The organism is Franconibacter pulveris (assembly GCF_056780215.1).
Map to the genome: position 1 here is coordinate 3,143,743 of NZ_CM165555.1, position 19,479 is coordinate 3,163,221.

Annotated in this window: 13 protein-coding genes, 1 pseudogene and 1 riboswitch; of the genes and pseudogenes, 8 read left to right on the forward strand and 6 right to left on the reverse strand. The window is 59.1% G+C overall.

The window, feature by feature from the left end:
- Window positions 1–149: 149 nt before the first annotated feature.
- The 8 genes from ACU4F7_RS14890 (at window position 150) to yegS (ending at window position 14,330) form a co-directional block, all read left to right on the forward strand.
- On the forward strand, window positions 150–1,421 hold the full coding sequence (locus ACU4F7_RS14890) for an MdtA/MuxA family multidrug efflux RND transporter periplasmic adaptor subunit (protein WP_029593312.1): 1,272 nt from the start codon (window positions 150–152) through the stop codon (window positions 1,419–1,421).
- Window positions 1,421–4,543 (forward strand): MdtB/MuxB family multidrug efflux RND transporter permease subunit, encoded by a 3,123-nt coding sequence (locus tag ACU4F7_RS14895; RefSeq protein ID WP_029593313.1) that lies wholly within the window; start codon window positions 1,421–1,423, stop codon window positions 4,541–4,543. Before ACU4F7_RS14890 ends, ACU4F7_RS14895 begins: the two co-directional genes overlap by 1 nt.
- Window positions 4,544–7,633 (forward strand): multidrug efflux RND transporter permease subunit MdtC, encoded by a 3,090-nt coding sequence (mdtC, locus tag ACU4F7_RS14900; RefSeq protein WP_481637237.1) that lies wholly within the window; start codon window positions 4,544–4,546, stop codon window positions 7,631–7,633.
- A gap of 4 nt (window positions 7,634–7,637) precedes the next feature.
- A complete protein-coding gene (gene mdtD, locus ACU4F7_RS14905; RefSeq protein WP_481637238.1) occupies window positions 7,638–9,053 on the forward strand; it encodes a multidrug transporter subunit MdtD in 1,416 nt (471 codons plus the stop codon).
- Window positions 9,054–10,475, forward strand: coding sequence for an envelope stress sensor histidine kinase BaeS (baeS, locus tag ACU4F7_RS14910; protein WP_481637239.1), 1,422 nt, complete (start codon window positions 9,054–9,056; stop codon window positions 10,473–10,475).
- Entirely contained in the window at window positions 10,472–11,194 is a 723-nt protein-coding gene (gene baeR / locus ACU4F7_RS14915) for an envelope stress response regulator BaeR (RefSeq protein ID WP_481637240.1), read from the forward strand. Before baeS ends, baeR begins: the two co-directional genes overlap by 4 nt.
- Before the next feature lie 627 nt (window positions 11,195–11,821).
- Window positions 11,822–13,183: a prephenate-dependent tRNA uridine(34) hydroxylase TrhP gene (gene trhP, locus ACU4F7_RS14920; RefSeq protein WP_029593318.1), complete on the forward strand. Its 1,362-nt coding sequence runs from the start codon at window positions 11,822–11,824 to the stop codon at window positions 13,181–13,183.
- A 247-nt stretch (window positions 13,184–13,430) separates the two neighbouring features.
- Window positions 13,431–14,330 carry a lipid kinase YegS gene (yegS, locus tag ACU4F7_RS14925; RefSeq protein ID WP_029593319.1) on the forward strand — a complete coding sequence of 300 codons (900 nt, stop codon included), beginning with the start codon at window positions 13,431–13,433 and terminating at the stop codon, window positions 14,328–14,330.
- A 198-nt stretch (window positions 14,331–14,528) separates the two neighbouring features.
- Here yegS and fbaB read toward each other — a convergent pair whose 3' ends face one another.
- From fbaB to ACU4F7_RS14955, 6 genes and pseudogenes are all read right to left on the reverse strand, one after another.
- A complete protein-coding gene (gene fbaB / locus ACU4F7_RS14930) occupies window positions 14,529–15,581 on the reverse strand; it encodes a class I fructose-bisphosphate aldolase (RefSeq protein ID WP_024556358.1) in 1,053 nt (350 codons plus the stop codon).
- 144 nt (window positions 15,582–15,725) lie between these two features.
- Window positions 15,726–16,526 (reverse strand): bifunctional hydroxymethylpyrimidine kinase/phosphomethylpyrimidine kinase, encoded by an 801-nt coding sequence (gene thiD / locus ACU4F7_RS14935; RefSeq protein ID WP_029593320.1) that lies wholly within the window; start codon window positions 16,524–16,526, stop codon window positions 15,726–15,728.
- On the reverse strand, window positions 16,523–17,311 hold the full coding sequence (gene thiM / locus ACU4F7_RS14940; protein WP_481637241.1) for a hydroxyethylthiazole kinase: 789 nt from the start codon (window positions 17,309–17,311) through the stop codon (window positions 16,523–16,525). The genes thiD and thiM overlap by 4 nt, the downstream gene beginning before the upstream one ends.
- Window positions 17,312–17,345: 34 nt before the next feature.
- Window positions 17,346–17,442, reverse strand: a riboswitch (TPP riboswitch).
- Between the two features lie 292 nt (window positions 17,443–17,734).
- Window positions 17,735–18,469, reverse strand: a complete 735-nt coding sequence (locus tag ACU4F7_RS14945; RefSeq protein WP_481637242.1) for a hypothetical protein — start codon at window positions 18,467–18,469, stop codon at window positions 17,735–17,737.
- An 88-nt stretch (window positions 18,470–18,557) separates the two neighbouring features.
- Window positions 18,558–18,914 carry a putative T6SS immunity periplasmic lipoprotein gene (locus ACU4F7_RS14950; RefSeq protein WP_029593323.1) on the reverse strand — a complete coding sequence of 119 codons (357 nt, stop codon included), beginning with the start codon at window positions 18,912–18,914 and terminating at the stop codon, window positions 18,558–18,560.
- Between the two features lie 2 nt (window positions 18,915–18,916).
- A pseudogene (locus tag ACU4F7_RS14955) lies at window positions 18,917–19,459 on the reverse strand (type IV secretion protein Rhs).
- Window positions 19,460–19,479: the final 20 nt, after the last annotated feature.

The window sequence follows — 19,479 nt, forward strand, 5'->3', positions numbered from 1 at the left end:
GGCATAACTTTGCGAGGTATTTCCCGCAACCCACGCCATTCAGACTTATCCTGACCTTGTTTCATATTTCCTCCATTATTCTCCGGCGTCGCGTAACTAAACTAGTATCATTACGCCTAATCGTTTCAGGAAAAGAAGACGTTTAACTTATGAAAGGCAATAAGCATTCCCGTTGGTGGCTGTGGGCTGGCGTTGTTGTGGTGGTGATCGCCGCCGTGCTGTACTGGCGCAACGCGCATCAGAGCGCGCCTGAGTCATCGCAAGCTTCCGCGCAGCAGCGCCCGGCGGCTGGCGGCCGTAAAGGGATGCGCGGCGGGGCGCTTGCGCCCGTACAGGCCGCCGCCGCCACCAGCCAGACCGTGCCGCGCTATCTCACCGGCCTTGGCACCATTACCGCCGCCAATACCGTCACGGTGCGAAGCCGCGTCGACGGCCAGCTGATGGCGCTCCACTTCAAGGAAGGCCAGCAGGTAAAAGCGGGCGATCTGCTCGCGGAAATCGACCCGAGCCAGTTTAACGTCGCGCTCGCCCAGGCGCAGGGGCAACTTGCCCGCGATAAGGCAACCCTCGCCAACGCCCGCCGCGACCTGGCGCGCTACCAGCAGCTTTCAAAAACCAATCTGGTTTCACGCCAGGAGCTTGACGCCCAGCAGGCGCTGGTGAGCGAAACCGCAGGCACCATCAAAGCGGACGAAGCGGCGGTCGCCAGCGCGCAGTTGCAGCTCGACTGGAGCCGCATTACCGCGCCGATTGACGGTCGGGTGGGCTTAAAGCAGGTGGATATTGGCAACCAGATTTCCAGCGGCGACACCACCGGCATTGTGGTGCTGACGCAAACCCATCCTATCGACCTCGTTTTTACCCTGCCGGAGAGCGACATCGCCACCGTCGTGCAGGCGCAAAAAGCAGGCCAGACTCTGACGGTGGAAGCCTGGGATCGCACCAACAAGCAGAAACTCAGCACCGGCGCGCTGCTCAGTTTTGATAACCAGATAGACGCCACCACCGGCACCATCAAGCTGAAAGCGCGCTTTGAAAACCAGGACGACGCGCTGTTTCCTAACCAGTTTGTTAACGCTCGCATGCTGGTGGCTAAAGAAGAGAACGCCGTGGTTATCCCTACCGCCGCGCTGCAAATGGGCAATGAAGGCAACTTCGTCTGGGTGCTGAACGACAAAAACCAGGTCAGCAAGCACACCGTCACCACCGGCATTCAGGACAGCGAAAAGGTGGTGATTACCGCCGGACTCTCCACAGGCGACCGCGTGGTCACCGATGGCATCGATCGTCTGACCGAAGGGGCGCACGTAGAGGTGGTTGAGCCGCAGGCGCAGGCGAGCGGCGAAGAGAAAAAAGCGCCCGCCACCGGCTCCCACGCCGGGCCGCGCAGTGAGTCCTCGCGCACGGGAGCCGCGTCCTGATGCAGGTGTTACCTCCGGGGTCCACAGGCGGCCCGTCGCGCCTGTTTATCATGCGTCCTGTCGCCACCACGCTGCTGATGGTGGCTATCCTGCTCGCCGGGATTATCGGCTACCGCTTTTTACCCGTTTCGGCGCTGCCGGAAGTGGACTACCCGACTATTCAGGTGGTGACCCTCTACCCTGGCGCCAGCCCGGATGTGGTGACGTCCGCCATTACCGCGCCGCTTGAGCGGCAGTTCGGCCAGATGTCGGGCTTAAAGCAGATGGCGTCGCAAAGCGCTGGCGGCGCTTCGGTGGTGACGTTGCAGTTCCAGCTGACGCTACCGCTGGATGTCGCCGAACAGGAAGTGCAGGCGGCGATCAACGCCGCCACCAACCTGTTGCCAAGCGACCTGCCCAACCCGCCGGTCTACAGCAAGGTTAACCCGGCAGACCCGCCTATCATGACGCTCGCGGTCACCTCCTCCGCCCTGCCGATGACGCAGGTGGAAGATATGGTGGAAACGCGCGTGGCGCAGAAAATCTCCCAGGTGGCGGGAGTGGGACTGGTGACGCTTTCAGGCGGTCAGCGCCCGGCGGTGCGAGTGAAGCTTAACGCCCCGGCGCTGGCTTCGCTGGGGCTGACCAGCGAAACGGTGCGCACCGCCATCAGCAACGCCAACGTCAACTCGGCGAAAGGCAGCATGGACGGCCCGACGCGGGCGATTACGCTCTCGGCCAACGACCAGATGACCTCCGCCGCCGAGTATCGCAACCTTATCATCGCGTACCAGAACGGCGCGGCGATCCGCCTGGGCGACGTGGCGACGGTGGAGCAAGGCGCGGAAAACAGCTGGCTTGGCGCCTGGGCTAACAAACAGCAGGCGATAGTGATGAATGTGCAGCGCCAGCCGGGCGCCAACATCATCACCACTGCCGACACCATCCGGCAGATGCTGCCGACGCTCACGCAGAGCCTGCCGAAGTCAGTGAAAGTGGAATTGCTGACCGACCGCACCACTAATATCCGCGCCTCGGTGGACGACACCCAGCATGAGTTGATGCTGGCTATCGCGCTGGTGGTCATGATTATCTACCTGTTTCTGCGTAACGTGCCGGCGACCATTATCCCGGCGGTGGCGGTGCCGCTTTCGCTGGTAGGCACCTTTGCGGTGATGGTGTTTCTTGATTTCTCCATCAACAACCTGACGCTGATGGCGCTGACCATCGCCACCGGCTTTGTGGTGGATGACGCCATCGTGGTGATTGAGAACATCTCGCGCTATATCGAAAAGGGCGAAAAACCGCTGGCCGCCGCGCTGAAAGGGGCGGGCGAAATCGGCTTTACCATTATCTCCCTGACCTTCTCGCTGATAGCAGTGCTGATCCCGCTGCTGTTTATGGGCGATATCGTCGGCCGTCTGTTCCGCGAATTCGCCGTCACGCTGGCGGTGGCTATCCTGATATCCGCCGTCGTCTCGCTGACGCTGACGCCGATGATGTGCGCGCGCATGTTAAGCCACGCGTCGCTGCGCAAGCAGAACCGCTTCTCGCGCGCTACTGAACGCTTCTTTGACCGTGTGATTGCGGGTTATGGCCGACTGCTGAAGCGGGTGCTTAACCACCCATGGCTGACGCTCGGCGTGGCATTGGGCACGCTGGCGCTCACCGTTCTGCTGTGGGCGCTTATCCCGAAAGGCTTTTTCCCGGTACAGGACAACGGCATCATTCAGGGAACGCTGCAGGCGCCGCAGTCTACGTCGTTCTCCAGCATGGCGCAGCGCCAGCGGCAGGTGGCGGACGTTATCCTTAAGGATCCGGCCGTCGAGAGCCTTACCTCGTTTGTCGGCGTCGACGGCACGAACCCGTCGCTCAACAGCGCCCGCCTGCAAATCAACCTCAAAGCGCTGGACGAGCGCGACGACCGCGTGCAGACGGTTATTGAACGCCTTCAACAGGCGGTGGCGAAGGTGCCCGGCGTGCAGCTTTATTTGCAGCCGATTCAGGACCTGACGATTGACACCCAGGTAAGCCGCACCCAGTACCAGTTCACGCTGCAGGCGAACTCTCTTGACGCGCTCAGCGTCTGGGTGCCGAAGCTGATGGACGAGCTGCGCACGCGCCCGGAACTGGCGGACGTCAGCAGCGACTGGCAGGATCAGGGGCTGGTGGCCTACGTCAATGTCGATCGCGCCAGCGCCAGCCGTCTTGGCATCAGCATGGCGGACGTGGATAACGCGCTCTATAACGCCTTTGGCCAGCGCCTTATCTCCACCATCTATACCCAGGCGAACCAGTATCGCGTGGTGCTGGAGCATGACGCCGCGGCGACGCCCGGTCTTGCGGCGCTGGACAACATTCGCCTCGCCAGCAGCGAAGGCGGCGCGGTGCCGCTAAGCAGCATTGCGAAAGTTGAGCAGCGCTTCGGGCCGCTGTCGATAAACCATCTCGACCAGTTCCCGTCCACCACTATCTCGTTCAACGTGCCGGAGGATTACTCGCTGGGCGACGCGGTTCAGGCGGTAACCGAGGCGGAGCAGGCGCTCGCCTTCCCGACCGACATCACCACCTCTTTCCAGGGCAGCACACTGGCGTTCCAGGCGGCGCTCGGCAGCACCATCTGGCTGATTGTCGCCTCGGTCGTGGCGATGTATATCGTCCTTGGCGTGCTCTATGAGAGCTTTATTCACCCGATAACCATTCTCTCAACCCTGCCCACCGCAGGCGTCGGCGCGCTGCTGGCTCTGCTGCTGGCTGGCAGCGAGCTGGATGTTATCGCCATCATCGGCATCATTTTGCTCATCGGCATCGTGAAGAAAAACGCCATCATGATGATCGACTTCGCGCTGGCGGCGGAGCGCGAACAGGGAATGTCGCCTTATGAAGCGATTTACCAGGCCTGCCTGCTGCGCTTCAGGCCCATTCTAATGACTACGCTGGCGGCGCTGCTTGGCGCGCTGCCGCTGATGCTCAGCACCGGCGTGGGCGCGGAACTCAGGCGCCCGCTCGGCATCGGCATGGTGGGCGGCCTGCTGGTAAGCCAGGTGCTGACGCTCTTTACCACGCCGGTGATTTATCTGCTCTTCGACCGGCTTGCGAACGCAGCCCGCAGCCGCTTCCCGCAGCGTGAAGAGGAGGCGTAAGTGAAGTTTTACGCCCTCTTTATTTATCGTCCGGTGGCGACCATTCTGCTGACCATCGCCGTGACCCTGTGCGGCGTACTGGGCTTTCGCCTGCTGCCGGTCGCGCCGCTGCCGCAGGTTGATTTCCCGGTTATTATGGTCAGCGCGTCGCTGCCAGGCGCGTCGCCGGAAACCATGGCCTCGTCGGTGGCGACGCCGCTTGAGCGCTCACTCGGGCGCATCGCGGGCGTTAACGAGATGACCTCGTCAAGCTCCCTTGGCAGCACCCGCATCATTCTGGAGTTCAATTTCGATCGCGATATCAACGGCGCAGCGCGCGACGTGCAGGCGGCGATTAACGCCGCGCAAAGCCTGCTGCCAAGCGGCATGCCTTCGCGCCCGACCTACCGCAAAGCGAACCCCTCCGACGCGCCTGTCATGATCCTGACGCTCACCTCGGAGACTTACTCCCAGGGCGAGCTCTACGATTACGCGTCGACGCAGCTTGCGCAAACCATCGCCCAGATTGACGGGGTGGGCGATGTGGATGTCGGCGGCAGTTCGCTGCCTGCCGTGCGGGTGGCGCTTAACCCGCAGGCGCTCTTTAACCAGGGCGTCTCGCTTGACGACGTGCGCAGCGCCATCAGCGACAGCAACGTTCGCCGTCCGCAGGGCGCGGTGGAAGACGCCAGCCGCCGCTGGCAGTTACAGACCAACGACGCGCTGAAAACCGCCGCCGAGTATCAGCCGGTCATCGTGCACTACAATAACGGCGCGGCGGTGCGCTTAAGCGATGTGGCGACCATCACCGACTCGGTGCAGGATGTGCGCAACGCGGGGATGACGAACGCGAAGCCCGCTATCTTGCTGATGATCCGCAAGCTGCCGGAAGCCAATATCATCCAGACGGTGGACCGCATCCGCGCCAAAGTCCCGGAGCTTCTCAACACCATCCCCGCCGCTATCGATTTGCAGATAGCGCAGGATCGCTCGCCGACTATCCGCGCCTCGCTCGCGGAGGTGGAGCAGACGCTGGCAATTTCCGTCGCGCTGGTCATTCTGGTGGTCTTTTTGTTTCTGCGCGACGGGCGCGCCACCTTTATTCCGGCGGTGGCGGTGCCGGTTTCGCTGATAGGCACCTGCGCGGCGATGTACCTGTGCGGCTTTAGCCTCAATAACCTGTCGCTGATGGCATTGACCATCGCCACCGGCTTTGTGGTGGATGACGCTATCGTGGTGCTGGAGAATATCGCCCGCCACCTGGAATCGGGAATGAAGCCGCTGCAGGCGGCGTTGCAGGGGGTGCGCGAGGTCGGCTTTACAGTGCTCTCCATGAGCCTGTCGCTGGTGGCGGTTTTTCTGCCGCTGCTGCTGATGGGCGGCCTGCCGGGCAGGCTGTTCCGCGAGTTCGCCGTCACGCTTTCGGTGGCGATAGGCATCTCCATGGTCGTTTCGCTGACGCTGACGCCGATGATGTGCGGCTGGCTGCTGAAAAGCGAAAAACCGCACCGCCCCGCCCGCAAGCGCGGCGTGGGCCGGCTGCTTATCGCCTTGCAGGGCGGCTATGCCCGTTCGCTGAAATGGGTGCTTAATCATGCGCGGCTGGTGGGCGTTATTTTCATCGCCACCCTCGCACTGAACGTCTGGCTTTATATCGCCATTCCGAAAACCTTCTTCCCCGAGCAGGATACCGGCCAGCTGATGGGCGGCATTCAGGCGGACCAGAGCATTTCGTTCCAGGCTATGCGCGGCAAGCTGCAAAACTTTATGAAGATTATTCGCGACGACCCGGCGGTGGATAACGTGACCGGCTTTACCGGCGGCTCGCGGGTTAACAGCGGCATGATGTTTATTACGCTCAAGCCGCGCGACGAGCGCAACGAAAGCGCCCAGCAGGTTATTGACCGGCTGCGTAAAAAGCTTGCCAAAGAGCCTGGCGCCAGCCTGTTTCTGATGGCGGTGCAGGATATCCGCGTTGGCGGGCGTCAGGCCAACGCCAGCTATCAGTACACGCTGCTTTCCGACGACCTCGCCGCGCTGCGGGAATGGGAGCCGAAAATTCGCGCCGCCTTCGCGAAGCTGCCTGAGCTTGCCGACGTTAACTCCGACCAGCAGGACAACGGCGCGGAGATGAACCTGATTTATGACCGCGAGACCATGTCGCGCCTTGGCATCAGCGTGCAGGACGCCAACAGCCTGCTGAACAACGCCTTCGGCCAGCGGCAGATCTCCACCATCTACGAAGCGCTTAACCAGTACAAGGTGGTGATGGAGGTGGACCCGCGTTATACCCAGGATATCAGCGCGCTGGACCAGATGTTTGTGGTCAACAGCGAAGGCAAACCGATCCCGCTCTCTTATTTCGCGAAGTGGCAGCCCGCTAACGCGCCGCTTTCGGTGAACCACCAGGGGCTGTCGGCCTCTTCCACCATCGCCTTTAACCTGCCGACCGGCGTGTCGCTCTCTGAAGCGAGCGCGGCCATCGAGCGCGCCATGGTCACGCTTGGCGTGCCCTCAACGGTGCGCGGCAGCTTCGCCGGCACCGCTCAGGTGTTCCAGGAGACGATGAACTCGCAGGTGATTCTGATCCTCGCCGCTATCGCCACGGTTTATATCGTGCTCGGCATTCTCTATGAGAGCTATGTCCACCCGCTCACCATTCTCTCCACCCTCCCCTCGGCGGGCGTGGGGGCGCTGCTGGCGCTGGAGTGGTTTGGCGCGCCGTTTAGCCTGATCGCGCTCATCGGTATTATGCTGTTGATTGGCATAGTGAAGAAGAACGCCATCATGATGGTCGATTTCGCCATCGAGGCGCAGCGCAACGGCAACCTGACGCCGCAGGAGGCGATTTTCCAGGCGAGCCTGCTGCGTTTTCGCCCCATCATGATGACCACGCTGGCGGCGCTGTTCGGCGCGCTGCCGCTGGTGCTTTCCGGCGGCGACGGTTCAGAACTGCGACAGCCGCTCGGCATTACCATTGTCGGCGGGCTGGTCATGAGCCAGCTGTTAACGCTTTACACCACGCCGGTGGTTTACCTTTTCTTTGACCGCTTACGGCTGCGCTTTGCGCGCACGCCAAAACAGGATGAAACGCTATCGATAAGTGAGTAAGCCTATGACAGACCTGCCCAACAGCGTGCGCTGGCAACTGTGGATAGTCGCCTTCGGCTTCTTTATGCAGTCGCTCGACACCACCATCGTCAATACCGCCCTCCCCTCCATGGCGGAAAGCCTGGGGGAGAGCCCGCTTCATATGCACATGGTGATCGTCGCCTATGTGCTGACGGTGGCGGTGACGCTGCCCGCCAGCGGCTGGCTGGCGGACCGGGTCGGTGTGCGCAATATCTTCTTTTGCGCCATTGTCATCTTTACGCTCGGATCGCTGTTTTGCGCCATGGCCAATACGCTCAACGGCCTGGTGGCGGCGCGCGTGGTGCAGGGGATCGGCGGGGCAATGATGGTGCCGGTGGGCAGGCTGACGGTAATGAAAATCGTCCCGCGCGAGCAGTACATGGCGGCGATGACGTTCGTGACCCTCCCGGGCCAGGTGGGGCCGCTGCTCGGTCCGGCGCTTGGCGGCGTGCTGGTGGAGTACGCTTCCTGGCACTGGATCTTCTTAATCAATCTGCCGGTAGGCGTGGTGGGCGCCATCGCCACCCTGTGGCTGATGCCGAACTACACCATGCAGACCCGGCGCTTCGATTTTTCCGGCTTCTTGCTGCTCGCGGTGGGCATGGCGGCGCTGACTATCGCCCTCGATGGGCAAAAAGGACTCGGCATCTCGCCGGTGGCGCTCAGTTTACTCATCTCGGCGGGGGCCGCCGCCCTTATCTTTTACCTCTGGCACGCGCGCGGCAATGAGTCGGCGCTCTTTAACCTGCGGCTTTTTGACACCCGAACCTTCTCGCTTGGCCTGTTCGGCAGCCTGTGTGGGCGCATCGGCAGCGGCATGCTGCCCTTCATGACGCCTATTTTCCTGCAAATCGGCCTCGGCTTTTCGCCGTTTCACGCCGGGCTGATGATGATCCCGATGGTGCTTGGCAGCATGGGGATGAAGCGCATCGTGGTGCAGGTAGTGAACCGCTTTGGCTATCGCCACACGCTGGTGGTTTCCACGCTGGCGCTGGCGCTTATCAGCCTGCTGTTTATGTGGGTGGGGCTGATGGGCTGGTATTCTCTGCTGCCGGTGGTGCTTTTCTTCCAGGGCGTCGTTAACTCGGTGCGCTTTTCTTCTATGAACACGCTGACGCTTCGCGACCTGCCGGACGAGCTGGCAAGCGGCGGCAACAGCCTGCTTTCGATGGTGATGCAGCTTTCCATGAGTATTGGCGTTTCGGTCGCCGGGATCCTGCTCGGCGCCTTCGGCCATAACCAGCTGGCGGCCGACAGCGGCATCGCGCATGAGGTTTTCCTCTACACCTATTTCTGCATGGCGGCGATCATCGCCCTGCCCGCGCTGGTTTTCGCCCGCGTACCTAAGGACACCATGAAAAACGTCGTTATCGCGCGGCGTAAAAGGAGCCACAAGTAAATGAAATTCTGGCGGCCCGGCATCACCGGCAAGCTGTTTTTAGCGATTTTCGCCACCTGCATTCTGCTGCTTATCACCATGCACTGGGCGGTGCGGTTGAGCTTTGAGCGCGGCTTTATCGACTACATTAAGCACGGCAACGAACAGCGAATGTCGATGTTAAGCGACGCCCTTGCCGAGCAATACACCGCGCACGGCAATTGGGAATTTTTGCGCCATAACGATCGCTTCGTGTTTCAGATCCTGCGCTCGTTCGATCGGGAAAATGAACATGATGACCGTCCCCCGCCGGATCGCCCGCCGCCGGATCTGCCGCCTCACGGCTGGCGCACGCAGTTTTGGGTGGTCGATCAGGGTCAAAACGTGCTGGTTGGACCGCGCGCCCCGGTGCCGCCGGACGGCGCGCGGCACGCAATCCAGGTGAATGGCGCCACGGTAGGCTGGGTTATCGCCTCGCCGGTCGAGCGGCTGACCCGCAGCACGGACATTAATTTCGACAAGCAACAGCGGCGCACCAGCTGGCTGATTGTCGCGCTCGCCACGCTGCTGGCCGCGCTCGCCACCTTCCCGCTGGCGCGCGGGTTGCTGGCGCCGGTAAAACGGCTGGTGGAAGGCACCCACAGGCTGGCGGCGGGCGACTTCACCACCCGCGTGGCCTCCACAGGCCAGGATGAGCTTGGCAAGCTGGCGAACGATTTTAACCAGCTCGCCAGCACGCTTGAAAAAAACCAGACCATGCGCCGCGCCTTTATGGCCGACATCTCTCATGAGCTGCGCACGCCGCTCGCCGTGCTGCGCGGCGAACTGGAAGCGATACAGGATGGCGTGAGGCAGTTTACGCCGGAATCGGTCGCCTCGCTGCAGGCAGAGGTGGGCACGCTCACGAAGCTTGTGGACGATCTGCATCAGCTTTCGCTTTCTGACGAAGGGGCGCTGGCTTATCAGAAAGCGCCGGTGGATGTGGTGAATCTGCTGGAGATGGCCGCTGGCGCGTTTCGTGAGCGCTTCGCAGGGCGCGGGCTTACGATTGCGCTCTCTTTGCCGGACAGCGCTCAGGTCTTCGGCGACCGCGATCGCCTGATGCAGCTTTTTAATAACTTGCTTGAGAACAGCCTGCGCTACACCGACGCGGGCGGCCAGCTGTTGATTCAGGGCGAAGTGCAACAAAGGCGGCTGGCGCTGACCTTTGCCGACAGCGCGCCGGGCGTGAGCGACGCGCAGCTCGGGCTGCTGTTTGAGCGTTTCTACCGCGCCGAAGGGTCGCGCAACCGCGCCAGCGGCGGCTCCGGCCTTGGGCTTGCCATTTGCACCAACATTGTCGAGGCGCATGGCGGCGCCATGTCCGCCGCGCATTCGCCTTTGGGCGGCGTAAGCATTACAGTAACGTTACCGCTCGATTCTGACCTGCCGAGAGATGTATGACCGATATGCCAATTGACGACAATGCGCCGCGCATTTTGATTGTGGAAGACGAACCCAAACTCGGGCAGCTGCTTATCGACTATTTACGCGCCGCGAACTATGCGCCGACGCTCATCAGCCACGGCGACAAGGTGTTGCCCTGGGTGCGCCAGACGCCGCCGGACCTTATCCTGCTCGATTTGATGCTGCCGGGCACCGACGGCCTGACGTTGTGCCGTGAAATTCGCCGCTTCTCTGAGGTGCCGATAGTCATGGTCACGGCCAAAATTGAAGAGATTGACCGCCTGCTGGGGCTGGAGATTGGCGCCGATGACTATATCTGCAAGCCTTACAGCCCGCGCGAAGTGGTGGCGCGCGTGAAGACCATTCTGCGCCGCTGCCGTCCGCAGCGCGATATACTGGCGCTGGACGCCCAAAGCCCGCTGCTTATCGACGAAAGCCGTTTTCAGGCCAGCTGGCGCGAAAAAGCGCTGGATCTCACGCCTGCGGAGTTTCGCCTGCTGAAAACGCTCTCCAGCGAACCGGGCAAAGTGTTCTCCCGCGAGCAGTTATTAAACCACCTGTATGATGATTACCGCGTGGTAACAGACCGCACTATCGACAGCCACATTAAAAACCTGCGCCGCAAGCTGGAGGCGCTGGACGCCGAGCAGTCGTTTATTCGCGCCGTGTACGGCGTGGGGTATCGATGGGAGGCGGACGCCTGTCGGATGGGGTGAAGCGCCCGCTTCGACAGCGGTGCTTCAAAGGCGGGCGGCACAGTACTACCCGCCCCTCCCCCTTTCAGCCCTTCCCCCTCTCAGCCCCTCCCCCTTTCAGCCTTTCAGCGAAAATTTCGACCAGTTCATTATTGGCCCTTGAAGCGGGGACGTTATCCGGCCTCAAAATTGCCTCAGCTTTTTTACGGTGGCCGGGTCACGCCGGCTGGACCCGGCGTGAGGGCATGTCGGCACAAGGATGTGCCGTCATGCCCGACCCGAAGCCAACGAAAAAAAGATGAGGTTTCCCGCTTAGCGGGCAATTTTGTGTGCCGGGAGCCGGGGTCGCCAGGGGGCTGGCGGCGAAGCCCCCTGGCACGTTCGCAGGAGTAGCACTTACATAGTGAAACAGCGCATCGCGAACGTAACACTCACTGCCCTGGCATAGAGCGACAGCCCCATAGCCCCATAGCCCCATAGCCCCATAGCCCCATAGCGTTATAAATCTACAACAACCGGGGCTAACCGAAGCCCCGTTTGCACCGCGCTGCGCCTGGCGCTACAATTCCCGCCCTTAACGTGGGGGTAAAGGTGCCCCCGTCCGCCTTATTTCAGGCGGGTCTGACCTGTCATCAGAACGAGAACGCCATGTTTAAACCGGAACTCCTTTCGCCTGCGGGCACGCTGAAAAATATGCGTTACGCCTTCGCTTACGGCGCCGACGCCGTCTATGCGGGCCAGCCGCGCTACTCCCTGCGCGTGCGCAATAACGAATTCAACCACGAGAATTTACAGCTCGGCATTAATGAAGCGCACGCGCTGGGCAAGAAATTCTACGTGGTGGTGAATATCGCCCCGCATAACGCCAAGCTGAAAACCTTTATCCGCGATCTTAAGCCAGTGGTGGAGATGGGGCCGGACGCGCTGATCATGTCCGACCCGGGGTTAATCATGCTGGTGCGCGAGCACTTCCCGCAGATGGATATTCACCTCTCGGTGCAGGCGAACGCCGTTAACTGGGCGACGGTGAAGTTCTGGAAACAGATGGGCCTGACCCGCGTCATTCTCTCCCGCGAGCTTTCGCTGGAAGAGATTGCCGAAATCCGCGAGCAGGTGCCGGATATGGAGCTGGAGATCTTCGTTCACGGCGCGCTCTGCATGGCCTACTCCGGGCGCTGCCTGCTTTCGGGTTATATCAACAAGCGCGACCCGAACCAGGGCACCTGCACCAACGCCTGCCGCTGGGAATATAAAGTGCAGGAAGGCAAAGAGGATGAGATAGGCAATATCGTGCATATCCACGAGCCGATTCCGGTACAAACCGTTGAACCGACGCTTGGCGTCGGCGCGCCTACCGATAAGGTTTTCATGCTGGAGGAGGCGATGCGCCCGGGCGAGTACATGACCGCGTTCGAAGACGAGCATGGCACCTATATCATGAACTCCAAAGACCTGCGCGCTATCCAGCACGTTGAGCGGCTGACGAAAATGGGCGTGCATTCGCTGAAAATCGAAGGTCGCACCAAGTCGTTTTACTATTGCGCCCGCACCGCGCAGGTCTATCGTCGCGCTATCGACGACGCCGCCGCTGGCAAGCCGTTCGACCCAAGCCTGCTGGAGACGCTGGAAGGGCTGGCGCACCGCGGCTACACCGAAGGTTTCCTGCGTCGTCACACCCATGACGATTACCAGAACTATGAATACGGCTATTCGGTTTCCGACCGTCAGCAGTTTGTCGGTGAATTTACCGGCGAGCGCAAAGGCGACCTCGCCGCCGTGGCGGTGAAAAATAAATTCTCCCTGGGCGACAGCCTGGAGTTGATGACGCCGCAGGGCAACGTGAGCTTTACGCTGGAACACCTGGAAAACGCGAAAGGCGAGAAAATGGAGGTGGCGCCGGGGGATGGTTATACCGTCTGGCTGCCGGTTCCGCAGGATATGACGCTGGAATATGCATTATTGATGCGCAATCTCGCTGGACAGACCACCCGTAATCCGCACGGTAAATAATTAATCTTAGTTATTTTTTCGGCGTGAATGATTTTAGAATCGGATCACATACGGTTACGGTTGATCCGGTTATTATCCCAGCGCTGAAAAACATAACCGATAAATGCCAGCAGTACCAGGAACCACCTCCTTCGCCTGCGTAATCTCCCTTACGCAGGCTTATTTTTTTCTTCGATTTTCAGCCTCTTCTGACTGGCTGCGATAAACTCTGCGGTAGACTCTTTTCAGTGGGCTTTCAGAGGTCGCAATGGAAAATTACCCGGTTTCACTCATTATTCTTAACGGCAAGAGCGCCGATAACGACCTGCTGCGCAGCGCCGTTGAAATGCTCCGTGAAGAGGGCTTTACGCTGCACGTTCGCGTAACGTGGGAAAAAGGCGATGCTATCCGCTTTGTCGCCGAGGCGGCCAGGCTCGGCGTTGATACCGTTATTGCCGGCGGCGGCGACGGCACTATCAACGAAATCGCCACGGCGCTGGCGAAGCTCCCTGCGGATAAGCGTCCGGCGCTGGGCATCCTTCCGCTCGGCACAGCCAATGACTTCGCCACCAGCACCAGCATTCCCGCTGAGCTGGATAAAGCGCTGCAGCTGGCGATTATCGGCAAAGCGACGCCGATTGATATCGTGCAGGTTAACGACGACGCCTTTTTTATCAACATGGCGACCGGCGGCTTTGGCACCCGCATCACCACCGAAACGCCAGAAAAGCTGAAGGCCGCGCTGGGCGGCGTCTCTTATTTAATTCATGGCCTGATGCGCATGGATACCCTTAAGCCGGACAGCTGCGAGATTCGCGGCGAAAACTTTCAGTGGCAGGGCGACGCGCTGGTGATTGGCATCGGCAACGGGCGTCAGGCGGGCGGCGGCCAGCAGCTTTGCCCACAGGCGCTTATCAATGACGGCCTGCTGCATCTGCGTATTTTCACGGGCGAAGAGTTGCTGCCGGCGCTGCTGACGACGCTTACCCGCCCGGAAGAGAGCCCGAATATTATCGACGGCGTATCGGCGTGGTTTGAAATCACCGCGCCGCATGAGATTACCTTTAACCTCGACGGCGAGCCGCTAAGCGGCCAGCATTTTCGCATCCAGGTGCAGCCCGGCGCGCTAAGCTGCCGTCTGCCGCCTGATTGCGAGCTGTTAAAGTAATCCTGTTGTCTGGCGGGTGGCGACTGCGCTTGCCCGCCCTGCAATTTCTGTTAGCTCACCGGGGCGGGCGCCGCGTCTGATTACCCCGCCCCCTTTCCCCGTCGGGAAGAGCGCTACGCAGGCGCGCAACGCAACGCGTCCTGTTTCATCGCCATAAAAAAACGCGCCCGCAGGCGCGTTTTCTTCTGAGCAGGCCTGTCAGGCAATCGTTACTTTAGCGTCCAGGTAAACATCCTGCACCGCGTTAATCAGCTTAACGCCGTCGGCCATCGATTTCTTAAACGCTTTACGGCCGAGAATAAGCCCCATGCCGCCCGCGCGTTTATTGATAACCGCCGTACGCACCGCCTCTTCCAGGTCGGTATCGCCGCCCGCTGCGCCGCCGGAGTTAATCAGCCCCGCCCGGCCCATATAGCAGTTCGCCAGCTGGTAGCGCACCAGATCGATAGGATTATCGGTAGTCAGCTTGCTGTAAACGCGCTCGTCGGTGTAACCGAATTTAACCGCGTTGTAGCCGCCGTTATTTTCCGCCATTTTCTGCTTAACGATATCGGCGCCGATAGTGGCGGCAAGATGGTTCGCCTGGCCGGTGAGATCGGCGCTTACGTGGTAGTCCACGCCATCTTTTTTAAACGATGAGTTACGCAGGTACGCCCACAGCACCGTCACCATGCCAAGCTCATGCGCGCGCTCAAAGGCGCTTGAGATCTCTTCAATCTGGCGGCGGGATTCTTCAGAGCCAAAATAGATGGTCGCGCCTACCGCCACCGCGCCCATGTTGAACGCCTGCTCAACGCTTGCATAAAGCGTCTGGTCGTACTGGGTCGGGTAGCTCAGGGTTTCGTTGTGGTTAAGCTTCACAAGGAAGGGAATGCGGTGGGCGTAGCGGCGCGATACGGAGGCCAGCACGCCATAAGTGGACGCGACGCAGTTACAACCCGCCTCGATAGCCAACTCCACAATGTTCTTCGGGTCGAAGTAGCGCGGGTTAGCGGCAAACGACGCGCCTGCCGAGTGTTCCACGCCCTGGTCGACCGGCAGGATTGAAAGGTAGCCGGTCCCCGCCAGGCGGCCGGTGTTGTACAGCGTCTGCATGTTACGCAACACCGCGGGCGGACGGTTGTTGTCGATCATTACCCGGTCAACATAATCCTCGCCAGGCAGGTAAAGCTGATCTGCCGGAATAGTCATACAACGATGCTGTAACAGGCTTTCGGCATCTTTGCCGAGCAACTGCGCAATATCTGTCATAACTCTCTCCCGTAATTTCGACGGGCTCCATACCCGTCGGCATGATGGTTCCCGCCCACGCAATCATGGGCAGAATCATCATGATACTGAACAGCAAGAATTGCCATACGAAAGAAGTTTTTCAGTTCATTCTGCTGGCTCGCTTCACCACCAGGCATGAAAATGGTGAACAGGCCCGATGCCTTCGCCGACTTCCAGCGTGTCCGCCTGCGCGAGCGCTTGCGAAAGCCACGTTTTCGCGGCCGCCACGGTCTCTTCCCAGCATGGATAGCGCGGACGCAGCGCCGCTAATGCGCTGGAAAGCGTGCAGCCGGTGCCGTGCGTATTTTTGGTAACAATGCGTGGCGCGGTAAACCGGCGGGCGCCTTCGCGGGTAAACAGCCAGTCGGGACTTTCCGCATCGTCCAGATGCCCGCCTTTCATCAATACCGCTTCGCAGCCCAGCGTGAGCAGCGCCTCGCCCTGCTGATGCATCTCCTGCTCATTGCGCGCATGTGTAGTGCCAAGCAAGGCGGCCGCCTCCGGCAAATTCGGCGTAATAATGGACACGTGCGGCAGCAGACGCTCGCGCAGCGTTTTCACCGCTTCAGCCGAGAGCAGCGGATCGCCGCTTTTCGCCAGCATTACTGTATCCAGCACCACGTTTTTCACCTGATAGCGCGACAGCCGCTCCGCCACGGCTTCCACAATATCGCTTTGCGCCAGCATGCCGATTTTGGTGGTATCGATACGCACGTCGCTGAACACCGAATCAAGCTGTGCGGCGACAAACGCAGGCTCGATACGGTAAACGGACTGCACGCCGCGGGTGTTTTGCGCCACCAGCGCGGTAATGACCGAGCAGCCGTAAGCGCCCAGCGCGGAAAAGGTTTTCAAATCGGCCTGGATGCCCGCGCCGCCGCTCGGGTCGGTGCCGGCGATAGTTAAGGCGTTGATGCGTTTCATGCGCAGCCCTCCTCATTCAACTGGTAAAGCGCGTCGAGGAAAGCAGGCGTGAACGAGCCGGGCCCGGCGCAGCGCGTCACCGCCAGGCTGCCAGCGCGCTTCATCATCCAGCAGCCTGCCGCCACGTTTTCAAGCTGGCTGCCGGGCAGCGACGCGCAGGCGGCGACCACGGCGGAAAGCGCGCAGCCGGTGCCGACAACGCGCGTCATCAGCACATCGCCGCCGCGTACTGCCAGCGTGCGTTCGCCGTCTGTCACATAATCCACCTCGCCCGTCACGGCGACCACCGCGCCGCTGCGCCCGGCCAGTTCCCGCGCGGCGTTTAGCGCCGCTTCTGCGCGATGCATGCTGTCAACGCCACGTCCGCCGCCGCGCTCCCCCGCCAGCGCGAGGATTTCAGAGGCGTTGCCGCGTATCGCCGCCGGGCGCAGCGCCAGCGCTTCGCGGGCGAAACCGGTGCGAAAATCGAGCGCGCCGACGGCGACCGGGTCAAGCGTCCAGGGACGGCCCGCCTGGTTTGCGCTCTCGATAGCCGCGAGCATCGCCCCGGCCCGCTCGCGGGTAAGCGTGCCGATGTTAATCAGCAGGGCGTCGGCAAGACGAGCAAACTGCGCGGCTTCATCAGGCTCAATGACCATCGCCGGCGACGCGCCAAGGGCGAGCAGCACGTTTGCGGTAAAGGTTTGCACTACCTCATTGGTCATGCAGTGAACGAGCGGGGAACGGGTACGAAATTGGGTTAAAACCGCGGCCGCTTGCGGGCCGGACAGCAGGTCAGGTTGCATCACGCTCTCCTGCCAGGCTTAAAAGAAGGGATACCGGGCAGGCATCTGACTTCCCTACGCTGGCATTATCCAGATCAGGTGGTACGGGTATTTCTCAGCCTTCACAAAGAAGGGCACCCCGAGTCATGTAGATTGAATCTCTATACTTTTTGCCAGCTTAGGGGAAGTGACTTGCTGTTGCAAGCTAGCCTTTCCGGTTATCGCTTCTTCACGCTGTACCCCACCTTGTACCTCAGTTTGTACCTCACCCCAGAAACGAAAAAAGGAACCGTTAAGCTCCTTTGTTATATAAGCCATTATCTCAGGTATCCTGAGATTCGGCTTTGCGTTCTGATTTTCTACGTTTTTCAACGGTGCGGATTACATCCCAGATAAAAAGGAACAGCAGATACCAGTATAGTGCGGTAATAATACGCAAATCTCTTAGTTCCAATTTCGTCTTATGGTTTTAATATTCATATCCATCAATTCGGCAATATCTTTTGGTTTAAGCCCAATGGCTTTATGCTTCTGAACTTCTGCACGGGTAATATCCCCTTTCGTTGTATCTCGCTTCTTTCTCACTTTACCAAAGTTGAGACATTCAACCTTTGCACCAAGGAAATAATGTTCTTTGATATATTCAGCAGTAGCCAGATCTGGCACAACAAAAACCAGAGGGTGATTCGTATCGGCATTCCGTACAGAGGTACGGCTAATAAACTGATAGCACCGTTCGTAATTCATCGCGGCACGTTGCTTCTTTTCAAATCCTTCAATGTCCCATCCGTTAAGCTCTGCATACTGCCGCCATTTACCCTGGAAATCGTGATCCAGATTACTACACCCAAGAAACACAGCATTGTGCATGTGCTGGTAATAGTTTAGCCCGTAGGAAGCCATTGAAACTCGTTCACCACGGGCAGACTTTGAAAGAATGTCGTCACCTATCGTAGTAAACCGACACATGGATTTATCCCTGTTAGTGGCGAAGATAAATTCACCGGGTATGCGGTGGATAATTTGTTTTAAATGTTCCTGGAAAATCTTTTGAAGGGCAGATAAAGTGCATTTTGTTTCGCAAACAGCAAGTATAGTTATTGATGCTCTTTTGTGCTTTCGTCTTTCTGGTGGCGGTTGTAAATGTTCACCAGCTTCCTCTACAGCGTATTTCGCCAAGTTACACATTAAGAGAGATATACGCGCATTATACGCTTGCTTGATCACGTACGTGTGTTGACATGAATATAAGGGGGCAGTTTGCCCCCTATTCTTTAGGATAAGAAAGTTCAGCGGTGACTAAATGTGATTCTGACTTATCAGATTGGACGTCATACGCGAAGTTATACCGCTCGCCAGACGTAAACTTAAATCCGAATAGAGGAAGACACTCACCCTTCGGTACATAAACAGGCTTGTCGTCGAAAATCTTGTGAAGAGAGTCGCTATTATCGCTATTAATTTGAATAGCAGTAATCCGTTCCTGCGGCTCAAGTGGTGACACCACACAAACTTGATTATCTTTGATTAATGCCGTTGTAGATTCACGATCTACCATTCGATCACCAGGTCCAGGGCATCCCGTTAAGATGAATACAACACCCAGCAACATTTTGTTCTTCATGTTTAACGCCCCTTCCCTGTTACGATTTTCTGGTAAAGCGAAGGGACGTCCTGCAACAAATCTACGCCCCTGTACATCCCCATGCGCCCTGGTCTCTGATAGTAAGACCACTTACTGATCCCATAAACCAACAGTAACCAGTAATCAGCTAAAATAGAGGCTTGCTGTTCAAGAGAGTAATCAGTGAGCTTTTCCTTATCCAGCCTGTAGGTATATTCAGCAGCCCAGCTAAAAGCTCCCCGCATTCTCACCCATTGCCCGTGTTGGTGTTGCCAGACATGCCCCAGTTCATGGATGAAAACATATTTATCTTCGATGAGAACCGAGCTTGCGGAAAAGTCTTCCCTGTACATCGACTTTCTGTACCATAACTCCCCGTTTGGAGTCATTGCGTAGTTTTGTTTTTATAGTCCGAATGGTAAATAACTGTCGCAATGAATCCAGACACGGCTATACACTATCGAATCACCGAACACCCTACGAGCCATTGCTATCTCGCCTAACGTCATCCGGCGTAATGTTCCTTCTTCTGCCTGTGCGCTCATAAACCGTCCTCCTTGTATGA